General features: G+C 77.0%; 2 protein-coding genes. Both read right to left on the reverse strand.

Going from position 1 to position 20,466, the window contains the following annotated elements:
- On the reverse strand, positions 1–12,563 hold a 12,563-nt coding region (locus tag ABZY91_RS36830), incomplete at its 3' end, for an SDR family NAD(P)-dependent oxidoreductase (RefSeq protein ID WP_355407947.1).
- Between the two features lie 310 nt (positions 12,564–12,873).
- Positions 12,874–20,448, reverse strand: coding sequence for a type I polyketide synthase (locus ABZY91_RS36835; RefSeq protein ID WP_355407949.1), 7,575 nt, complete (start codon positions 20,446–20,448; stop codon positions 12,874–12,876).
- Positions 20,449–20,466: the final 18 nt, after the last annotated feature.

Consider the following 20,466-nt stretch of genomic DNA (forward strand, 5'->3'; position numbering starts at 1 on the left):
ACGTGGGCGTTGGTGCCGCTGATGCCGAACGAGGACACCCCGGCCCGGCGCGGCCGGTCGGTCGCGGGCCAGTCGCGCGCCTCGGTCAGCAGCTCCACCGCACCGGCGGACCAGTCCACCTGCGAGGACGGCTCGTCCACGTGCAGCGTGCCCGGGAGGATCCCGTGGCGCATCGACTGCACCATCTTGATGATGCCCGCGACACCTGCCGCCGCCTGCGTGTGCCCGAGGTTCGACTTCACCGAACCCAGCCACAGCGGCTCGCCGGAGCGGTCGCGCCCGTACGTCGCCAGGAGGGCCTGGGCCTCGATCGGGTCGCCCAGCGGCGTGCCCGTCCCGTGGGCCTCCACCACATCGACGTCGCCGGTACCGAGCCGTGCGTTGGCCAGCGCCTGGCGGATCACCCGCTGCTGCGACGGACCGTTCGGCGCGGTCAGACCGTTGGACGCACCGTCCTGGTTCACCGCACTGCCCCGCACCACCGCGAGGACCGGGTGACCCAGACGCTCGGCATCGGCCAGCCGCTCCACGAGCAGCATGCCGACACCCTCGCCCCAGCCGGTGCCGTCCGCGCCGTCCGCGAAGGACTTGCACCGGCCGTCGGCCGCGAGACCGCGCTGCCGCGAGAACCCGACGAAGGTGTTCGGGGTACCCATGACGGTCACGCCGCCGGCCAGCGCCGCGTCACACTCCCCGCTGCGCAGCGCCTGCACCGCCAGGTGCAGGGCGACCAGCGAGGACGAGCACGCCGTGTCGACGGTGACCGCCGGACCCTCCAGACCGAAGGTGTACGACACCCGGCCCGACGCGATGCTCCCGCCGGTGCCCATGAAGCCCTCGGCACTGTCGTCCGAGGCCCCCAGCACCATCGAGTAGTCGTTGTACATCACGCCCGCGAACACCCCGGTCCGCGAACCGCGCAGGCCCAGCGGATCGATACCCGCCCGCTCGAACGCCTCCCACGACGTCTCCAGCAGCAGCCGGTGCTGCGGGTCCATCGCCAGCGCCTCGCGCGGCGAGATCCCGAACACCTCCGGGTCGAAGTCCCCCGCGCTGTAGAGGAATCCACCTTCACGCGTGTACGACGTACCGGGGTGGTCAGGGTCGGGGTGGTACAGGTTCTCCACGTCCCAGCCACGGTCCTCGGGGAAGAACCCGATCCCGTCCCGCCCGGACGCCACCAGCTCCCACAGGTCCTCCGGCGAGGCGACGCCCCCGGGGTAACGGCACGCCATCCCCACGATCGCGATCGGCTCGTCCGAGGCGACCGCGGCGGTCACCACCGGGGCCGCCGCCGCGACCGCCCCGGCGAGTTCGTCGGCCAGGTACGCGGCGAGTGCGACGACGTTCGGGTAGTCGAAGACCAGCGTGGAGGAGAGCCGCAGTCCGGTCACCGCGTTGAGCCGGTTGCGCAGTTCGACGGCGGTCAGCGAGTCGAAGCCCAGCTCGCTGAACGGCAGGTCCGCGGCGACCGCCGACCCGTCGGCGTGGCCGAGGACCGCGGCCACGTGTGTGCGGACCAGGTCGAGGCCGACCCGCTCGCGTTCGGCCTCCGCCAGCCCGGCCAGGCGGGCGGCGAACCCGCCGCCCGCCGTGGCCGCCGCGGGCCGTCCCGGCGCCGGCACCAGCCCGCGCAGCAGCGGCGGCACCCAGGGCCGGGACCGCAGCGCGGCCAGGTCGAGCCCGAGCGGCACGACGGCCGCGCGGTCGGCGGCCAGCGCGGCGTCGAACGCGGCGAGGCCCTGCTCGGCACCGAGCGGCACGATGCCGCCCTGCCGGGCCCTCGCGCGTTCGGCGTCGCTGAGCCCGCTGCCCATCCCGGCGTCCCACAGGCCCCAGGCCAGCGAGGTGGCCGGGACGCCCTGCGACCGCAGTTCGGCGGCGTAGGCGTCCAGGAAGGCGTTGGCGGCGGCGTAGTTGGCCTGGCCGGGACCGCCGAACAGGCCGGCGGCCGAGGAGTACAGCACGAACGCCGTCAGGGGCCGGTCGGCCGTGGCGGCGCGCAGGTTGGCGGCGGCGTCCACCTTGGCGCGGAACACCGTCCGCAGCCGCTCCGGGGTGAGGTCGGCGAGGAGCGCGTCGTCGAGCACGCCGGCGGCGTGGATCACCGCGGTGACCGGCTCGTCCCGCAGGACCTCGGCGACGGCGTCGGCGTCGGCCAGGTCGCACGCGGCCGACCGTACGGTCACGCCGTCGAGGTCGAGGTCGGGGTCGGCGGCCCCGCCGGACCGGGAGAGCAGCAGCAGGTCACGGACGCCGTGCGTCTGCAGCAGGTGCCGGACGAGCAGTCGCCCGAGGGTGCCGGTGGCACCGGTGACGACCACGAGGCCGTCGCCGAGGTCCGCCGTGCCCGACGCCCGGATCCGGGCCAGGCGCGGCACGCGGACGACGCCGTCACGGACCAGGGCCTCCGGCAGCGGGACGAACAGCTCCTCCGCCGCGTCCACCAGGTGGATGCGGTCCGGGTGTTCGGCCTGCGCCGACCGCACCAGACCCCACAGCGCGGCGCCGTCGGCGTCGGTGATCTCCTCGCCGACCGCGCCCGACGTCCGCACGACGAGCCGGGAGTCGGCCCGGGCCGGGTCGGCGAACCAGGTCTGCAGCAGGGTGAGCAGGGCGGCTGCGCGCTCACCCGCCGCGCCGGGCGCGGTCGCGTCGACCGTCACCACCGGGGCGGGGGCGGGCAGCGCGGCGCCGAGCGGGATCGTGACACGGGGCTCCGCGGACACCTCGGTCTCCTCCGGCACCCACTCCACGCCGTAGAGGAGCCGGTCGGCGGCCGAGAGCTGGACCCCGGAGACCGGCCGGAGCGTCAGCTGCTCGACCTCGGCGACCGGCAGGCCGGACTCGTCGGCCAGTGCCACCCGCACGCTGTCGGGGCGCGTCCCGGGGGTGAGCCGCACCCGCAGGACCGTTCCGGCCTCGCCGGAGATCCGCACGCCCGCGAACTCGAAGGGCAGGCGGACGCCGTGCTCGGGCAGCAGCCCGCCGGCTCCGACGGCGTGCAGGGCGGCGTCGAAGAGCGCCGGGTGCAGCGCGTACCCGGCGACCGCCTCCTCGGTGCCGACCTCGGCCAGCACCTCCGCGCCGTGCCGCCAGACCTTGCGCAGGCCCCGGAAGGCGGGCCCGTAGGCCATTCCGGTGGCGGCCAGCGCCGGGTAGAAGTCCTCGACCGGTACCGGCTCGGCTCCGGCCGGCGGCCAGACGACCAGTCCGGGGTCGGCCGGCTCCTCGCCCTGGGCGGTGAGCGAACCGGTCGCGTGGACGGTCCACGGCTCGGTCTCGTCGGCACGGGCGTGCAGCGTGACCTGGTGCCGTCCGTCGTCCGCACCGGCCGCGACCGTGACGCGCACCTGGACGCCGCCGCCCGCCGTCAGGGTCAGCGGGGTCTGCAGGACCAGTTCCTCCAGCGCCGGGGCGCCCGCCCGGTCGCCGGCGGCGAGCGCCATCTCGACCAGCGCGGTACCGGGCACCACGACCCGGTCGAGCACGACGTGGTCGGCGAGCCAGGGGTGGGTGGCCACCGAGAGCCGGCCGGTGAGCACGGTGGTCGGCGAGTCGGGCAGTTCCACCGCCGCGCCGAGCAGGGCGTGGCCGGTGCCGACCAGGCCGAGGCCGGCCGGGTCGGTCACGTGCAGCCCGCGGCGCGGGCGGGGCCAGTAGGTGACGTGCTGGAAGGCGTAGGTGGGCAGTTCGAGCCGGGTCGCGCCGGTACCGGCGAAGACCGCCGCCCAGTCCACCGCGACGCCGGCCGTGAACAGCCGCCCGAGCGCGGTGAGCAGCGTCTCGGACTCCTCGCGGTCGCGGCGCAGGGCCGCGACGGCGGTCAGCTCGGGGCGGGTGTCCTGCACGAGTGCGGTGAGGACGCCGTCGGGGCCGAGTTCGAGGACCCGGTCGGCGTCGAGGGCGGTGACGGCGTCGGCGAAGCGGACCGGGCGGCGGACCTGGTCGACCCAGTACTCCGGGTCCGACCACTCTCCCTCGGAGACGGCGGCGCCAGTGACGGTGGAGACCGCGGCCAGGCGGGGTGCACCGAACCGCAGGCTCCGGACGACCTCCGCGAACTCGTCGAGCATCGGCTCCATCAGGCGGGAGTGGAACGCGTGACTGGTCCGCAGGCGGGACGTCTTCCAGCCCCGCTCGGCAGCGAGTTCGGCGATCCGCACGATCTCGCCCTCGGCGCCCGACACGACCACCGCGGCCGGGCCGTTGACCGCCGCCAGGTCGATGTCCGGGAACGCCTCCCGCACCTCCCCCTCCGACGCCCCGACCGCCAGCATCGCGCCACCCGGGGGCAGCGCCTGCATCAACCGGCCCCGGGCGGCCACCAGCTTCGCCGCGTCCGCCAGGGTGAGGACCCCGGCGGCGTGGGCGGCGGTGATCTCGCCGACCGAGTGACCGGCGACCACGTCCGGGGTCACCCCCCACGAGCGCACGAGGGCGAGCAGCGCCACCTCCACCGCGAAGATCGCCGGCTGCGCCGAACCCGTCCGGTCCAGCGACTCCGCATCCAGCCCGTGCAGCGTGAGCCCCAGCACCTCGCACGCCTCGTCATAGGCGGTCGCGAACACCGGGAAAGTGTCGTACAACTCCCGGCCCATCCCGACCCGCTGCGACCCCTGACCGGTGAACACCACCGCCAGCCGGCCCTCGGCGGCGACGCCTCCGCTCCGCACGCCGTCGGCGAGGTCGAGCAGCTCCGTCACGGTCTGGTCGCCGGTGCGTGCCAGCACCACCGCCCGGTGCGGCAGCGCCGCCCGGCCGGCCAGCGAGTGGCCGACGTCCAGCAGCCGCGCGGTGGGGCGCGTGTCGAGGAAGTCCAGCATCCGGGCGGCCTGGCCGGCCAGGCCGGCGGCGTCGTGCCCGGAGAGCACCAGCGGCACCACGGGCAGCGGGCGGCCGGCCTGCGGCTCCTCCGCCGGGGCGGCGGGGGCCTCTTCGAGGATGATGTGGGCGTTGGTGCCGCTGATGCCGAACGAGGAGACCCCGGCCCGGCGCGGGTGCGCGGCGCGCGGCCAGGGACGGCCCTCGGCGAGCAGCTCCACCGCTCCGGCCGCCCAGTCGACCTGGGGGGAGGGCCGGTCGACGTGCAGCGTGCGGGGCAGCACGCCGTAGTGCATGGCCAGCACCATCTTGATGACGCCGGCGACGCCGGCCGCGGCCTGGGTGTGCCCGATGTTCGACTTGACCGAGCCGAGCCAGAGCGGCACGCCCCCGGTCCGGTCCTGGCCATACGTCGCCAGCAGCGCCTGGGCCTCGATCGGGTCGCCGAGGGAGGTGCCGGTGCCGTGGGCCTCGACCGCGTCGACCCCGGCGGGGGTCAGCCCGGCGGTGGCGAGGGCCTGGCGGATGACGCGCTGCTGGGAGGGGCCGTTGGGCGCGGTGATGCCGTTGCTGGCACCGTCCTGGTTGACGGCGCTGCCGCGGAGCACGGCGAGCACCGGGTGGCCGGCCCGGCGGGCGTCGGAGAGCCGTTCGAGCAGGACGACGCCCGCGCCCTCGCCCCAGCCGGTGCCGTCACCGGCGGCGGCGAAGGCCTTGCACCGGCCGTCGGCGGCGAGGCCGCGCTGCCGGCTGAACTCGACGAAGGCGCCCGGGGTCGCCATGACGGTGACGCCACCGGCCAGGGCGAGGTCGCACTCGCCGGAGCGCAGCGCCTGGGCGGCGAGGTGCAGGGCGACCAGGGAGGAGGAGCAGGCGGTGTCGACGGTGATCGCCGGGCCCTCGAACCCGAAGGTGTAGGAGACCCGGCCGGAGACCAGGCTGCCGGCGCTGGCCGCCCCGGCGTAGCCCTCGGCTCCGGCGCTGGCCTGGCGCAGCAGCGTGCCGTAGTCGCTGTAGAGGACGCCGGCGAACACGCCGGTCCGGCTGCCGCGCAGCGCGGTCGGGTCGATGCCGGCGCGCTCCAGCGCCTCCCAGGAGGTCTCCAGCATCAGTCGCTGCTGCGGGTCCATGGTGACGGCCTCGCGCGGGCTGATGCCGAAGAACCCGGCGTCGAACCGGCCGGCCCCGGCGAGGAACCCGCCCTCGTCGACGTAGGAGGTGCCGGGGTGGTCCGGGTCGGGGTGGTAGAGCGAATCGAGGTCCCAGCCGCGGTCGTCGGGGAAGCCGGAGACGCCGTCCCGGCTGTCGGCGAGCAGCCGCCAGAACGCCTCGGGGGTGTCCGCCCCGCCGGGGAGGCGGCAGCCCAGGCCGACGATGACGACGGGGTCGTCGAGGTCGGTCCCGGCGGGCCGGGACGTGACGGCAGTGGCCGGGCCGGTCTGCTCCGCCAGCGCGCCGACCAGTTCGCCGCGCAGGAAGGCGACCAGCGCCTGCGGGGTCGGGTAGTCGAAGGTGAGCGTCGCCGGCAGGCGCAGCGCGGTGGCGGCGTTGAGCCGGTTGCGCAGCTCGACGGCGGTCAGCGAGTCGAAGCCCAGCTCGCTGAAGGCCCGGCCGGCCGGGACGGCGTCACCGGAGCCGTGGCCGAGCACCGCGGCGACCTGGGTGCGGACCAGGTCGAGGAGCAGCCGGTCCTGGTCGGCGGGGGCCAGCTCGGCGAGGCGCTGGAGCAGGGAGGCGGCGGTGGCGCCGGTGGCGGCGCGCCGGACGTTCTCGCGGACCATGCCGCGCAGCAGCGGGGGCAGGCCGGCGTCGCCCTGGCGGGCGCGCAGCACGGTGTGGTCGATCCGGATCGGCACCAGCAGCGGATGCTCGGAGTCGAGGGCGGTGTCGAACAGGCCGAGGGCCTCGGGGACCGCCAGCGGTGCGATGCCGCCGCGGCTGAGCCGCCGGCGGTCGACCTCCGACAGGTTCTGGGCCATGCCGGCGTCGGTGTCCCAGGCGCCCCAGGCGAGCGAGGTGCCGGGCAGGCCGCGGCTGCGGCGGGCGGCGGCGAAGGCGTCGAGGTACGCGTTGGCGGCGGCGTAGTTGCCCTGTCCCGGGGTGCCGAACAGGCCGGCGACCGAGGAGTACAGGACGAACGCGTCGAGGTCGGCGCCGGCGGTGGCCTCGTGCAGGTTGACCACCGCGTCGACCTTGGCGCGGAGCACCGCGTCGAGCCGGTCGGGGGTCAGTGCGGTGAGCACGGTGTCGTCCAGGACGCCCGCGACGTGCACGACGGCACGGACGTCCACGCCGTCGAGCACCCGGTCGAGGTCGGTGCGGTCGGCGACGTCGCAGCGGACCAGCCGGACCCTCGCGCCGGCGTCGGTCAGCTCGGACCACAGGTCGGCGGCGCCGGGCGCGTCGGTGCCGCTGCGGCTGAGCAGCAGCAGGTCACGGACGCCCCGGGTGTGCACGAGGTGGCGGACGAGCAGCCGGCCGAGCGTGCCGGTGGCGCCGGTGACGACCGTGGTCCCGCTCTCGCGGGCCTGGTGGGGCATCACCAGGACGTTCTTGCCGATGTGCTTGGCCTGGCTGACGAAGCGGAACGCGTCACGGGCCTGCCGGACGTCCCACGCGCGCACCGGGGGCAGCCGCAGCTCGCCGGCGTCGAACAGCGCGAGGATCTCGGTGAGCATCGCGCCGATCCGGTCCGGGCCGGCCTCGAAGAGGTCGAACGGCCGGTAGCGGACGCCGGGGTGGTCGGCGGCGAGGCGGGCCGGGTCGCGCAGGTCGGTCTTGCCCATCTCCAGGAACCGGCCGCCGGCCGGCAGCAGGGTCAGGGACGCGTCGATGAGCTCGTTGGCCAGGGAGTTGAGCACGACGTCGGCGCCCCGGCCGCCGGTGGCGCGGGCGAACTCCGCGGCGAACGCGGTGGTGCGGGAGGAGGCGATGTCCTCGTCGGGCAGGCCGAGGGCGCGCAGGGCGTCCCACTTGGCGGGGCTCGCGGTGGCCAGGACCCGGGCGCCGAGGTGCCGGGCGATCTGGATCGCGGCGGTGCCGACGCCACCGGCGCCGGCGTGCACCAGCACGGTCTCGCCGGGTTGCACGTCGGCCAGGTCGACCAGCGCGTAGTAGGCGGTGAGGTAGGCCATCGGCACGGCGGCGGCTTCGGCGAACGTCCAGTCGGACGGGATCCGGGCCAGGAGCCGCCCGTCGGTGACCGCGACCGGGCCGAAGCCCCCGGCGAACGCGCCCATGACCCGGTCGCCCGGGGCGAGGTCCGGCCCGTCCGGGCCGACCTCCAGGACGACGCCGGCGCCCTCGCTGCCGAGGTCGAGCGGGTTGTCGCTGGGGTGGACGCCGAGGGCGATCAGCACGTCGCGGAAGTTCAGGCCGGCGGCGCGGACGGCGACCCGCACCATGCCCGGCTCCAGCGGACTCTCGGGCGCGGGGCAGGCGACCAGCCGCAGCTGGTCCAGGGTGTCGCCGCCGGCGGCCTTCTCCAGCCGCCAGGCGGGCGCGTCGGGCGGGGTCATCGTCGGGTCGGGCAGGATGCGGGCCAGCCGGGGCGCGGCGACGGCGCCGCCCCGGACCAGGGCCTGCGGGACGTCACCGGCGGCGACCAGGGCGGGAAGGGCGGCCCAGGACGCCGCGCTGCCGTCGACGTCGGCCAGGACGATCCTGGCCGGGTACTCGGACTGGGCGGAGCGGACCAGGCCCCAGACGGCGGCGTGCGCGAGGTCGGTGGGCTCCTCGCCGGGGCCGCCGGCGACGGCGCCGGTGGTGGTGACGACCAGCGTGGTCCCGGCGTACCGCTCGTCGCCGATCCACTCCTGGAGCGCGGCCAGTACCCGCCGGGTGGCGGTGCGGACGCGGGCGGCCGGACCTGCCGGGTCGTCGTGGTCGGCGTGCCCGGGCGGGCAGTCCAGCAGCAGGACGGCCGGCGGGTCGGCCGGGGCGTCCGGGCCGGCCAGCGGCAGGCCGGTGTCCCGGACGGCTCCGAGGGCGGCCCAGCCGGTCGGGGCCGGGGTCTCCTCCAGCCGGCGTTCGACCCAGTCGACGCCGAACAGCGAGCGGGGTGCCTGGCGCGGCCCGACCGCGAGCGGGCCGGTGGCGACCGGCCGCATGACCATCGAGCCGATGGTCACGACGGGGGCGCCGGTGCCGTCCGCGGCGAGGAGCGCGACCCGGTCGGTGCCGGACGGGGTGAGCCGGACGCGCAGGGCGGTGGCGCCGACGGCGTGCACGGTGAGGTCGGTGAAGGCGAACGCCATCCGGGCCGAGCCGTCGGCGCCGGCCCCGGCGAGGGCCACGCCGTGCATCGCGGCGTCCAGCAGGGCGGGGTGGAGCTGGAAGCGGGCGGCCTGGCCGGTCTCGGACTCCGGCAGGGTCACCTCGGCGTAGACGTCGTCGCCGAGCCGCCAGGCGGCGGTCAGGCCCTGGAACGCCGGCCCGTAGCCGAAGCCGGCGCCGGACAGCCGTTCGTAGAAGCCGTCGACCGGCAGGCGGGTGGCGCCGGCCGGCGGCCAGACGTCCAGGTCGTCCGGCGGGGTCTGCGGGCCGGCGGGGGCGAGGTACCCGGTGGCGTGCAGCGTCCACGGCTCGTCGGGCAGCGCGTCCTCGCGGCGGGAGTGGACGCCGACGGTACGCCGGCCGCTCTCGTCGGCGGCGCCGGTGACGACCTGCAGCGCGACGCCCCCGGACGCGGGGACGGTGAGCGCGGCCTGGACGGTGAGTTCCTCCAGCACCGGCGTGTCGACCTGTTCGCCGGCCCGCAGCGCGAGTTCGACCATCGCGGTGCCGGGCAGGACGGCGGTGCCGAGCACGGCGTGGTCGGCGAGCCAGGGGTGGGTCTGGACGGCGATCCGCCCGGTGAAGACGCTGCCGTCGCCGTCGGCGAGGGTCAGCACCGCGCCGAGCAGCGGGTGTCCGGTCGCGGTCAGCCCCAGTCCGGCGGCGTCGACGGTGACCAGGTCGGCCGGTGAGGGCCAGTACAGCTCCTGCCGGAACGGGTAGGTGGGCAGGTCGAGCGGCTCGGCGGGGCGCACGGGGTGCAGGGCCGACCAGGTCACGGCGGAGCCCGCAGCGTGGATCCTGGCCAGGGCGGTGAGGAACGCGGTGACCTCGTCGCGGTCCCGGTGCAGCGCGGCGACGCACGCCCCGGCGTCCGGCAGCGTCTCCGCGGCCATCGCGGCCAGCACGGTGTCGGGGCCGAGTTCCAGGTAGCGGCCGGCGCCCAGGGCGTCCAGCGCCCGGACGGCGTCGGCGAACCGGACGGGGCTGCACACCTGGTCGACCCAGTACTGCGGGTCGCTCCACTGGCCGACGGCGACCGGGCGGCCGGTCACGGCGGACACCGCCGCGAGGGTGGGTTCGGCGAAGTCGAGGCCGCGGACCACCGCACCGAACTCGGCGAGCATCGGCTCCATCAGCCGGGAGTGGAACGCGTGGCTGGTGTTGAGCCTGCTGGTCTTCCAGCCGGCGGCGCGGGCCTTCTCGGCGAACCGGTCGACCGCGGCCTCGGGGCCGGAGAGCACGACGGCGGACGGACCGTTGACGGCGGCGATGTCGAGGTCGTCGGGGCCGGCCTCCCGGACGGCGTCCTCGGTGGCGCGGACGGCGAGCATGGCTCCGCCGGACGGCAGCGCCTGCATCAGCCGGCCGCGGGCGACGACCAGGGCGGCGGCGTCGTCCAGGGAGAGCACGCCGGCGGCGTGGGCGGCGGCGATCTCGCCGACCGAGTGGCCGGCGACGATCTCGGGCTCCAGGCCGAGGCCGCGGACGGTCTCCAGCAGGGCGACCTCGACGGCGAACAGCGCCGGCTGGGCGTAGCCGGTCCGGTGCAGGAGGTCGCTGTCGAGGACGTCCCGCAGCGGGAGGTCCCCGGGCTGCCGGACGAGGTGGCGGTCGAGGGCGGCGGCGACGGTGTCGAACGCCTCCGCGTACCGGGGGAACCGCTCGGCGAGCCGGCGGCCCATGGCGGTCCGCTGGGCGCCCTGGCCGGTGAAGAGGAAGGCGAGCTTGCCCTCGGCCGGCTCGCCGGTGACCAGGCCGGCGCCGGGCTCGCCGACGGCGAGGGCGGCGAGGCCGCTCAGGAGCGACTCCCGGTCGTCGGCGAGCAGCACGGCGCGGTGCTCCAGCGCGGCGCGGCCGGTCGCCAGGGCGTGACCCAGGTCGGCGATCCGCACCCGGGGCCGGTCCTCGACGAAGGTGTAGAGCTGCCGGGCCTGCGCGCGCAGGGCGTCGGCGTCCCGGGCGGACAGCACCACGGGGGCCGGCAGCAGCGGGGCCGGCCCGGCCGGGGCCGGCTGCTCCGCGGCCGCGCCGGCCCCGTCCGTGCCGTCCGCGCCGTCCGCGCCGGTCCCGGCCGCGGTCGGCGCGGGCGGCTCCTCGATGATCATGTGGACGTTGGTGCCGCTGACCCCGAACGAGGAGACACCGGCCCGGCGGGGGGTGTCCCGGCGGGGCCAGGGGAGGGCCTCGGTGAGCAGTTCGACGTCGCCGGCCGCCCAGTCGACGTGCGGGCTGGGCTCGTCCAGGTGCAGCGACTTCGGCATGGTCTCGTGCCGCATCGCCAGCACGGCCTTCATCACACCGGCGACGCCCGCGGCGGCCTGGGTGTGGCCGATGTTCGACTTGACCGAGCCCAGCCGGGCCGGGCGGCCGGCGGTGCGGTCCTGCCCGTAGGTGGCGAGCACGGCCTGGGCCTCGATCGGGTCGCCCAGCCGGGTGCCGGTGCCGTGCGCCTCGATCAGGTCGACGTCGTCGACCGAGAGCCCGGCGTTGGCCAGCGCCTGCCGGATGACGCGCTGCTGAGAGGGGCCGTTGGGAGCGGCGATGCCGTTGCTGGCACCGTCCTGGTTGACGGCGCTGCCGCGGATGACGCCGACGACGGGGTGGCCGAGCCGCCGGGCTCGGGAGAGCCGCTCCAGCAGCAGCAGGCCGACGCCCTCGGAGAGCCCGATGCCGTCGGCCTCGGCGGAGAACGCCTTGCAGCGGCCGTCGGCGGCCAGACCGCGCTGGCGGCCGAACTCGGTGAACGCGCCCGGGGTGGCCATCACGGTCACACCGCCGGCCAGCGCCATCGTGCACTCGTCGGCGCGCAGGGCCTGCGCGGCGAGGTGGATGGCGACCAGCGACGAGGAGCAGGCGGTGTCGATCGTGACGGCGGGGCCTTCGAGGCCGAGCGTGTAGGACACCCGGCCGGAGAGGACGGCCGCGGTGGTGCCGGTGATCAGGAAGCCCTCGGCCGCCTGCACGCTGCCGCCGATGAGCCGGACGTAGTCCTGCGTGTTGGAGCCGATGAACACACCGGTACGACTGCCGCGCAGCGTGGTCGGGTCCACCCCCGCCCGCTCCAGGGCCTCCCAGGACGCTTCGAGCACCTGCCGCTGCTGCGGGTCCATCGACAGCGCCTCGCGCGGGCTGATGTCGAAGAACGCCGCGTCGAACTCGCCGGCCCCGTCCAGGAAGCCGCCCTCGGAGGACCGCCCGTCGGTGGTCCCGGAGCCCTCGTCGTAGGCGTCGTCGAGGTCCCAGCCGCGGTCCGCGGGCGGGCGGCCGATGGCGTCGGCGCCGGCGTTCACCAGCCGCCACAGGTCGTCGGGGCTGCGGACGCCGGCCGGGTAGCGGCAGCTCATGGCCACGATCGCGATCGGCTCCCGATCGGCGGACTCAGCCTTGTGGAGCCGCTCACGGGTCTGGTGCAGATCCGCCGTGACCCGCTTGAGATAGTCGAGGAGCTTCTCTTGAGCCACCAACTCAGGCCTCACCAAGTTCGGTTCGCGCGGAGCGCGGGGAAGCGATGCGGGGGACCGCCGAAGCGCGTGTCCGCACTCCTGCCAGCCTGGGCCGAACGTAGGCCGCCTCCCGGGCGGCGGCCTACCCCTACCCCTCCCCTGCCGGGACCGGGGTGCCCGGGAGCCGGGGTGCCCGGGAGCCGGGGTGCGGGCCCGACCCCGGACGCGCGCGCGGGCCGCGCCCCCCGGAGTTCCGGGGGGCGCGGCCCGTGACACGTCCGGCGGCGTCCCCCGGTTTCCCGTCCGGAGGCCCCGCCGCACGCCCGCGCTACGACACGCCGAGCTCGTCGATGAACCGGAAGACCTCGTCGGCGCTGGCCGCCTCCAGCCGGTCACTCACCGACTCCGCGCCGTCCTCCGCCGGGCCGGCGTCCTCGTCGAGGCCCGCGAGCAGACCGCGCAGCCGCATGGCGACCCGCAGGCGCAGCGCGGTGTCGTCCGCGGTGGCCGTCAGTGCCTCGGTCAGCTGGTCGATGGTGGCCAGCACGCTCTCCGGGGTCGCGCCGCCGCCCGTCACCAGGCCCTCCAGCAGCAGTCCGGCCACCGCTGCCGGGGTCGGCCGGTCGAAGACCAGCGTCGCCGGCAGGGACAGGCCGGTGGCGGCGGTCAGCCGGTTGCGCAGATCGACCGCGGTCAGCGAGTCGAACCCGAACTCCTTGAACGGGCGGCGGGCCTCGACCGCGTCCGGGCCGTCGTGCCCGAGGACGGCGGCGGCGTGGCCGCGCACCAGGTCGAGCGCGATCTGCTCGTGCTCGTGCGGGGGTGCGGCGGCCAGCTGCTCGCGCAGCGCCGCACCGGCGTCGGCCGGCGGGGCGGCCTCGGCGGTCGCCCGCAGGGCCCGGACGTCCGGCAGGTCGGCGATCAGCGGGCGGGACCTCGCGAAGCCGAAGGCCGGGGCGAAGACCGACCAGTCGACGTCGGCGACCGCGAGGAAGGTCTCCCCCGCCCCGGCGGCCTGCCGCATCGCGGTGATCGCGGCCTCGGGGGACATGCCCCGGAAGCCGCGCCGGCGCATGTACTCCTCGCCTCCGGTCGCCTCGGCCATCCCGCCGCCGTCCCACAGCCCCCAGGCCACCGAGGTGACCGGCAGGCCACGCTCGCGGGCCTGCTCGGCCAGCACGTCGAGGGCGGCGTTGGCCGCGCCGTAGGTGCCCTGGCGGGCGCTGCCCCAGACGCCCGAGTTGGACGAGAACAGCACCGCCTGCTCCAGGTGCGCCGGGTCGAGCAGGTCGAGCAGGTGGACCGCGCCCTCGACCTTGCCGGAGCTCACCTCCGCCAGCTCGGCCGCGGTCGCGTCGGCGAGCAGGCCGGGGCTGAGCGTGCCGGCGGCGTGGACCAGGGCGGTGACCGGCCCGGGCAGACCGGCCAGCAGCTCGGCGACCTGCGTCCGGTCGGCGGTGTCGCAGGCGGCGACGGTCACCCGCGCGCCGAGCGCGGTCAGCTCCTCGCGCAGGTCCACGGCGCCGGGGGCGGCCTCGCCCCGGCGGCTGGTGAGCACGACGTGGTCGGCGCCGGACCCGGCGGCCCACCGGGCCACGTGCGCGCCGAGCGCGCCGGTGCCCCCGGTGATCAGCACGGTGCCGCGCGGCTCCCACAGCGGTGCGGCCGGGTCGGCCGGCGCGGGCAGCAGGCGGCGGGCCAGCACACCGCCGGTGCGGACGGCCACCTGGTCCTCGTCGTCGAGGCCGGCGAGGACGGCCGCCGTCCGGCCCGCGGAGCGGGCGTCCAGCGTGGCGGGCAGGTCGAGCACGCCGCCCCAGGCCTCCGGGTGCTCCAGGGCGAAGGTGCGGGCCAGCGCCCAGACCTGCGCGGGGGCGAGCCGGGGCGCCGGGTCGCCGGGGACGGCGGCGACCGCGCCCCGGGTGAGGATCCACAGCGCGGTGTCCACGCCGCCGATCTCCCGGAACAGCGCGAGCGTGTCGAGGAGCCCCCGCTCGTCGTCGTCGCCGAGCGCCAGCAGCGACACGACGCCCCGGTAGGGCCCGGCGGCCAGGGTCGCCCGGTCGACGGCCGTGCTGTGCTCGACCTCGGCGCCGGCGGCGGCCAGCAGCTCCGTCACCTCGCCGGGGTCGACGTCGGCCGGGTGGAGGACCAGCCAGGTGCCCGACAGCCGACCCGGCTCCGGCTCCGGCAGGGACCTGAACGCGATCCGGAACCGCCAGGCGTCCAGCTGCGAGCGCTCCTGGCGACCGCGGCGCCAGCCGGCGAGCGCGGGCAGCACGGGCGTGAGGGCGCCGGGATCGACGCCCAGGGTCTTGCCGAGCAGCGCCGCGTCCGCCGTCTCGACCGCGTTCCAGAACTCGTCGTCCGGGTCGTCGGCGGCCACGCCGGGCTCGTCGGCCAGCCAGTAGCGCTGGTGCTGGAACGCGTAGGTGGGGACCCCGGGCGCCCGGCGGCCTCCGGCGAGCAACGCGGCCCAGTCGACCGGCACGCCGGCCACCCACGCCTCGGCGAGGGTCCGGACCTGGCGGCCGGGACCGTCCTCGTCACGGCGGAGCGTGCCGGCCACGGCCGCCTCGCCCGGACCGGCGACGTCCTGGATGCTGGCGGTGAGCACCGGGTGCGGGCTGACCTCGACGAAGTGCCGGTAGCCGTCGGCGAGCAGGCGCCCCACGGTCGCGGCGAACCGGACCGGCTGCCGCAGGTTGTCGTACCAGTAGTCGGCGCCGTCCTCGGGCGTCATGGGCTCGGCCCGGACGGTCGAGTACCAGGGCACCCGGCCGGCGCCGATGCGCACCGGGGCGAGCCCCTCCAGCACGCGGTCACGGAGGACCTCGACCTGGACGGAGTGGCCGGCGGCACTGGACTTGACCCGGCGTGCCCGCACGCCCTCCGCCTCGTAGCGGGCGGCCAGCTCGTCGACCGCGTCGGACTCGCCGGCCACGATCACCGAGGCCGGTCCGTTCACCGCGGCGATCTCCAGCCGGATCCGCCCCCGGCCGTCCTCGTACTCGGCGATCCGGGCGGCCACGTCGGCCTCGGCCGCGGCGACCGAGAGCATGGCGCCGGCGCCGGCGATCGCCATCAGCTCCCGGCTGCGCAGCGCGACGATCCTGGCCGCGTCGGCGAGGGTGAGCGCACCGGCGACGCAGGCCGCCGCGATCTCGCCCTGGGAGTGCCCGACGACCGCCGCCGGGGTGACGCCGTGCGCGTCCCACCAGGCCGCCAGCGAGACCATCACGGAGAACAGCACCGGCTGGACGACGTCGAGCCGGCCGAGCGGCGGGGTCCCCGGCTCCTGGCGGAGCACCGCCTCCACCGACCAGTCCAGGTAGGCGCCGAGGGCGGCGTCGCACTCGCGCAGGCGGGTGGCGAAGGCCGGGGAGCTCTCCAGCAGCCCCGCGGCCATGCCCTCCCACTGGCCGCCCTGGCCGGGGAAGACGAGGACCACGCCGCCGGGGGGCCCGGCCACTCCGGCGACGACCCCGGCCGCGGGCCGCCCGTCGGCCAGCGCGGCCAGCGCGGGTCCGTCCAGCGCGACGGCGCGGTGCTCCAGCCGGGCCCGGCCGGCGAGGGTGTGCGCGACGTCGGTCAGCGGCAGGCCGGGCCGCTCGCGCAGGAACGCGGCCAGTCGGCGGGCCTGCGCGGCCGGCACGCCCCGGTCGCGGCCGGAGAGCAGCAGCGGGACGACCGGCAGCTCCGGGTTCTCCGGCGCGGGCGGCACGGACGGCGCCTGCTCCAGTACGACGTGGGCGTTGGTGCCGCTGATGCCGAAGGAGGAGACGGCGGCGCGGCGCGGCCGGCCGGTCTCGGGCCAGGACCGCTCAGCGTCCAGCAGCGCGACGGCGCCGGACTCCCAGTCGATGTGCGGGGAGGGGGCGTCGATGTGCAGGCTGCGGGGCAGCAGCCCGTGGTCGAGCGAGAGGATCATCTTGATCAGTCCGGCGACGCCGGCGGCGGCCTGGGTGTGGCCGAGGTTGGACTTCACCGAGCCGAGCCAGAGCGGCGCGTCGCCGTCGCGGTCCTGGCCGTACGTGGCCAGCAGGGCCTGGGCCTCGATCGGGTCGCCCAGCCGGGTGCCGGTGCCGTGCGCCTCGACCGCGTCGACGTCCTGCGGCGTCAGACCGGCGTTGGCCAGCGCGGCCCGGATGACCCGCTGCTGGGAGGGGCCGTTGGGCGCGGTCAGGCCGTTCGAGGCGCCGTCCTGGTTGACCGCCGTGCCCCGGACGACCGCCAGCACGGGGTGGCCCAGGCGCAGGGCGTCGGAGAGGCGCGCGACCAGCAGCACGCCCGCCCCCTCCGACCAGGTGGCCCCGTCGGCGGCGGCGGAGAACGGCTTGCACCGGCCGTCGGCGGCCGAACCGCCCTGCCGGGCGACCTCGACGAAGGTGCTGGGGTTCGCCATCACCGAGACGCCGCCGGCCAGCGCGAGTTCGCACTCGCCCCGGCGCAGGGACTCCGCGGCCAGGTGCAGCGCGACCAGCGAGGAGGAGCAGGCGGTGTCGACGGTGAGCGCCGGGCCCTCCAGACCGAAGACGTAGGAGACGCGGCCGGACGCCACGCTGCCGGAGACACCGGTCGCGCGGTAGCCCTCGACGCCCTCGGGCAGCGTCGACAGGCCGGTGCCGTAGTCGTGGTACATCAGGCCGGTGAAGACACCGGTCCGGGAGCCGCGCAGCCCGGTCGGGTCGAGGCCGGCACGTTCGAACGCCTCCCACGAGGTCTCCAGCAGCAGCCGCTGCTGCGGGTCCATCGCGAGGGCCTCGCGCGGGGAGATGCCGAACAGGCCGGCGTCGAACTCGCCGGCGTCGTGCAGGAAGCCGCCCTGCCGGGTGAAGTGGTAGCCGCCGAAGTCCCAGCCGCGGTCGGTGGGGAAGCCGGAGATCGCGTCGCCGCCGTCGCGCAGCAGCTGCCAGAGGTCCTCGGGGGTGCGCACCCCGCCGGGGAAGCGGCAGGCCATGCCGATGACGGCGATCGGCTCGTCGGTGCGCACCGGGCCGGTCCGCTCCGGCGCCGCGTCCGCCGTCCGGTCGGAACCGAGCGCCCGGTCGAGCAGGTAGCGGGCGATGGCACGGGCGTTGGGGTAGTCGAACGCGAGCGTCGCCGGCAGCGTCAGGCCGGTGGCGGGCTGCAGGCGGTTGCGCAGCTCGACCGCGGTCAGCGAGTCGAAGCCCAGCTCGCGCAGCGCCCGGTTGCCGTCGATCGCGCTGCCCGCGGCGAACCCCAGGACGGCGGCGATCGTGCCGCGGACCAGTTCGGTGGCGGTCTGCTCGCGCTCCGCCTCGGGCAGGCCGGCGAGCCGCCGGGCGAACGTGCCCGGGCCGTCGGCGGTGGCGGCCCGGCGCGGGCCGGTCCGGACCAGCCCGGACAGGACGGGCGGGAGCAGGCCGCCCTCGGCGGTGGTCCGCAGCGCGGGCAGGCTCAGCGCGACCGGCACGGCCAGCGCGGTGTCGGCGCGCAGGGCCGCGTCGAACAGCGCCAGGCCCTGCCCGACCTCCAGCGGCAGGATGCCGCCGCGCCGCAGCCGGCGCCGGTCGGCGCCGGTGAGGTTGCCGGCCATGCCCTCGTCGGTGTCCCACAGGCCCCAGGCCAGCGAGGTCGCCGGCAGGCCCCGGGCCCGCCGGAAGGCCGCGAACGCGTCGGTGAACGTGTTGGCGGCGGCGTAGTTGGCCTGCCCGGCGTTGCCGAGGACGCCGGCGGCCGAGGAGAACAGCACGAACGCGGCGAGCGGCCGGCCGGCCGTGGCCTCGTGCAGGTTGCGGACGGCGTCCGTCTTGGGGCGCAGGACGGCGTCCAGCCGGTCGGGGGTGAGGTCGGCCAGCAGCCCGTCGTCGAGCACCCCGGCGGTGTGGACGACGGCGGTGACCGGCACGCCGCTCAGCGCGGCCTCGACGGCCGCCCGGTCGGTGACGTCGCAGGCGACCGCGCGCACCTGCGCACCGTCGAGGTCGAGGCTGCCGCCGGAGCGGGACAGCAGCAGCAGGTCGCGGACCCCGTGGGCGGCGACCAGGTGACGGGCGATCAGGCGGCCGAGCGTGCCGGTGGCGCCGGTGACCACCACCGTGCCGGCGGTCAGGTCGGGGAGTTCGCCGTCCGGTCCGGCGTGCCGGACGATCCGGGGCACCACGATCCGGTCGCCGCGCACCGCCGCCTGGGGGTGTCCGGCGGCGAGCACGTCCGGGATCCGGTCCGCGGTCGGGGCGTCGACGACGGTGAGGCGGCCGGGGTGCTCGTTCTGTGCGGAGCGGACCAGCCCCCAGACGGCCGCCGAGAGCAGTCCGGGCACGGCGTCCCCGGGGTCCGCGGCGATCGCGCCGTCGGTGTGCACGACCAGGTGGGTGTCGGACCGGCGTTCGTCGCCGAGGAACCGCTGGAGGGTCTCCAGCAGCTGTCCGGTGCGGCTGCGCACCGCGTCGGCGTCCGGGGCGGCGCCCGGGTCTGCGGTGGTCGCGGGGTCGGCGCCCGGGGCGGGGGCGGTCGCGGTGCAGTCCAGCACCAGGACCTCGCCGGGGTCGGCGGGGAGCGCGTCGCCGAGCGTGATCGTGGGCAGCGCGCCCGCCGCGCCCGCCGGCACGCCGGCGTCCGTCCAGTCCAGCGTGTAGAGCGGGGCGTCGGGTGCGGCGCCGGTCCGGTCGGCCGTGACCGGCCGGACCGCGAGCGCGTCGACGTCGAGGACGGGGAGCCCCGCCTCGTCGGCGGCGTGCAGCCGGACCGTCTCGGCTCCCTCGCCCGCGGTGAGCCGGACCCGCAGGGAGCGGGCACCGACGGCGTGCAGGCGGACGCCGTTGAAGACGAACGGCAGCCGGGCCGCGCCGTCCGCACCGGGCACCAGACCACCGGCGGCCAGCGCGTGCAGGCAGGCGTCGAACAGCGCCGGGTGGAGACCGAAGCCGCCGGGGTCGGCGTCGCCCCCGGTGCCGAGGGCGACCTCGGCGAGGATCTCGCCGTCACGGCGCCACACCTGGCGCAGGCCCCGGAACACGGGACCGTAGACCAGGCCGGTGTCCGCCAGCGCGGCGTAGAGGGTCTCGGCGTCGACCGGCTCGGCGTCGCGCGGCGGCCACGGCAGGTCGGCCGGCGGGTCAGCCGGCGGCGGTACCGGTGCCGAGCCGGCCGGGCGGAGGGTGCCGGTGGCGTGGGTCGTCCAGGGGTGTTCCCCGTCGGGGCGGGAGTGGACGGTGACCGTGCGGCCCCCGCCCTCCCGCCCGGTCGCGGCGACGGTGACGCGCAGGTCCGCCCCGCCGGCCTCGGGCAGCGCCAGCGGGGCCTGGAGCAGGAGCTCCTCGACGACCGGGGCGTCGGTGAACTCTCCGGCCGCGAGGACCAGTTCGACCAGTGCCGCGCCGGGGACCAGGGCGGTGCCGAGCACGTCGTGGTCGACGAGCCAGGGCTGGGTGCGCCGGGAGAGGTGCCCGGTGAAGACGACGGTGTCGGAGTCGGGCAGCCGGACGGCCGCCGCGAGCAGCGGGTGGCCGGTGCCGTCCAGGCCGGCCCCGGCGAGGTCGCCCGTGCCGGGCTCGGAGGCGAGCCAGTAGTGCTGCCGCTGGAAGGGGTAGGTCGGCAGGTCGGGCAGGCGGCGGCCGTCGGTGGGCCAGGCCCGCCAGTCGACCTCGGCGCCGCGGACCCACGCCTCGCCGAGCGCGCGGATCTGCCCGGCCGGGCCGTCCTCGCCCCGGCGCAGCGTCCCCCACACCCCGGCGTCCGGAGCGCACTGCTCCAGCGCCACGGTGAGCACCGGGTGCCCCGACACCTCCGCGAACAGCCGGAAACCCTCCCCCGCCAGCTTCTCCACGACCGGCCCGAAGCGGACCTGGTCGCGCAGGTTGGACCACCAGTAGGCCGCGTCCACCGGCTCCGTGACCCGCTCCCCCGTCACCGTCGAGAACCACGGAACACGCGGCACCGCACCCCGCACCCCGAC

The sequence above is a fragment of the Kitasatospora sp. NPDC002965 genome, from assembly GCF_040611255.1.
In the GTDB taxonomy this organism is placed as follows: domain Bacteria; phylum Actinomycetota; class Actinomycetes; order Streptomycetales; family Streptomycetaceae; genus Kitasatospora.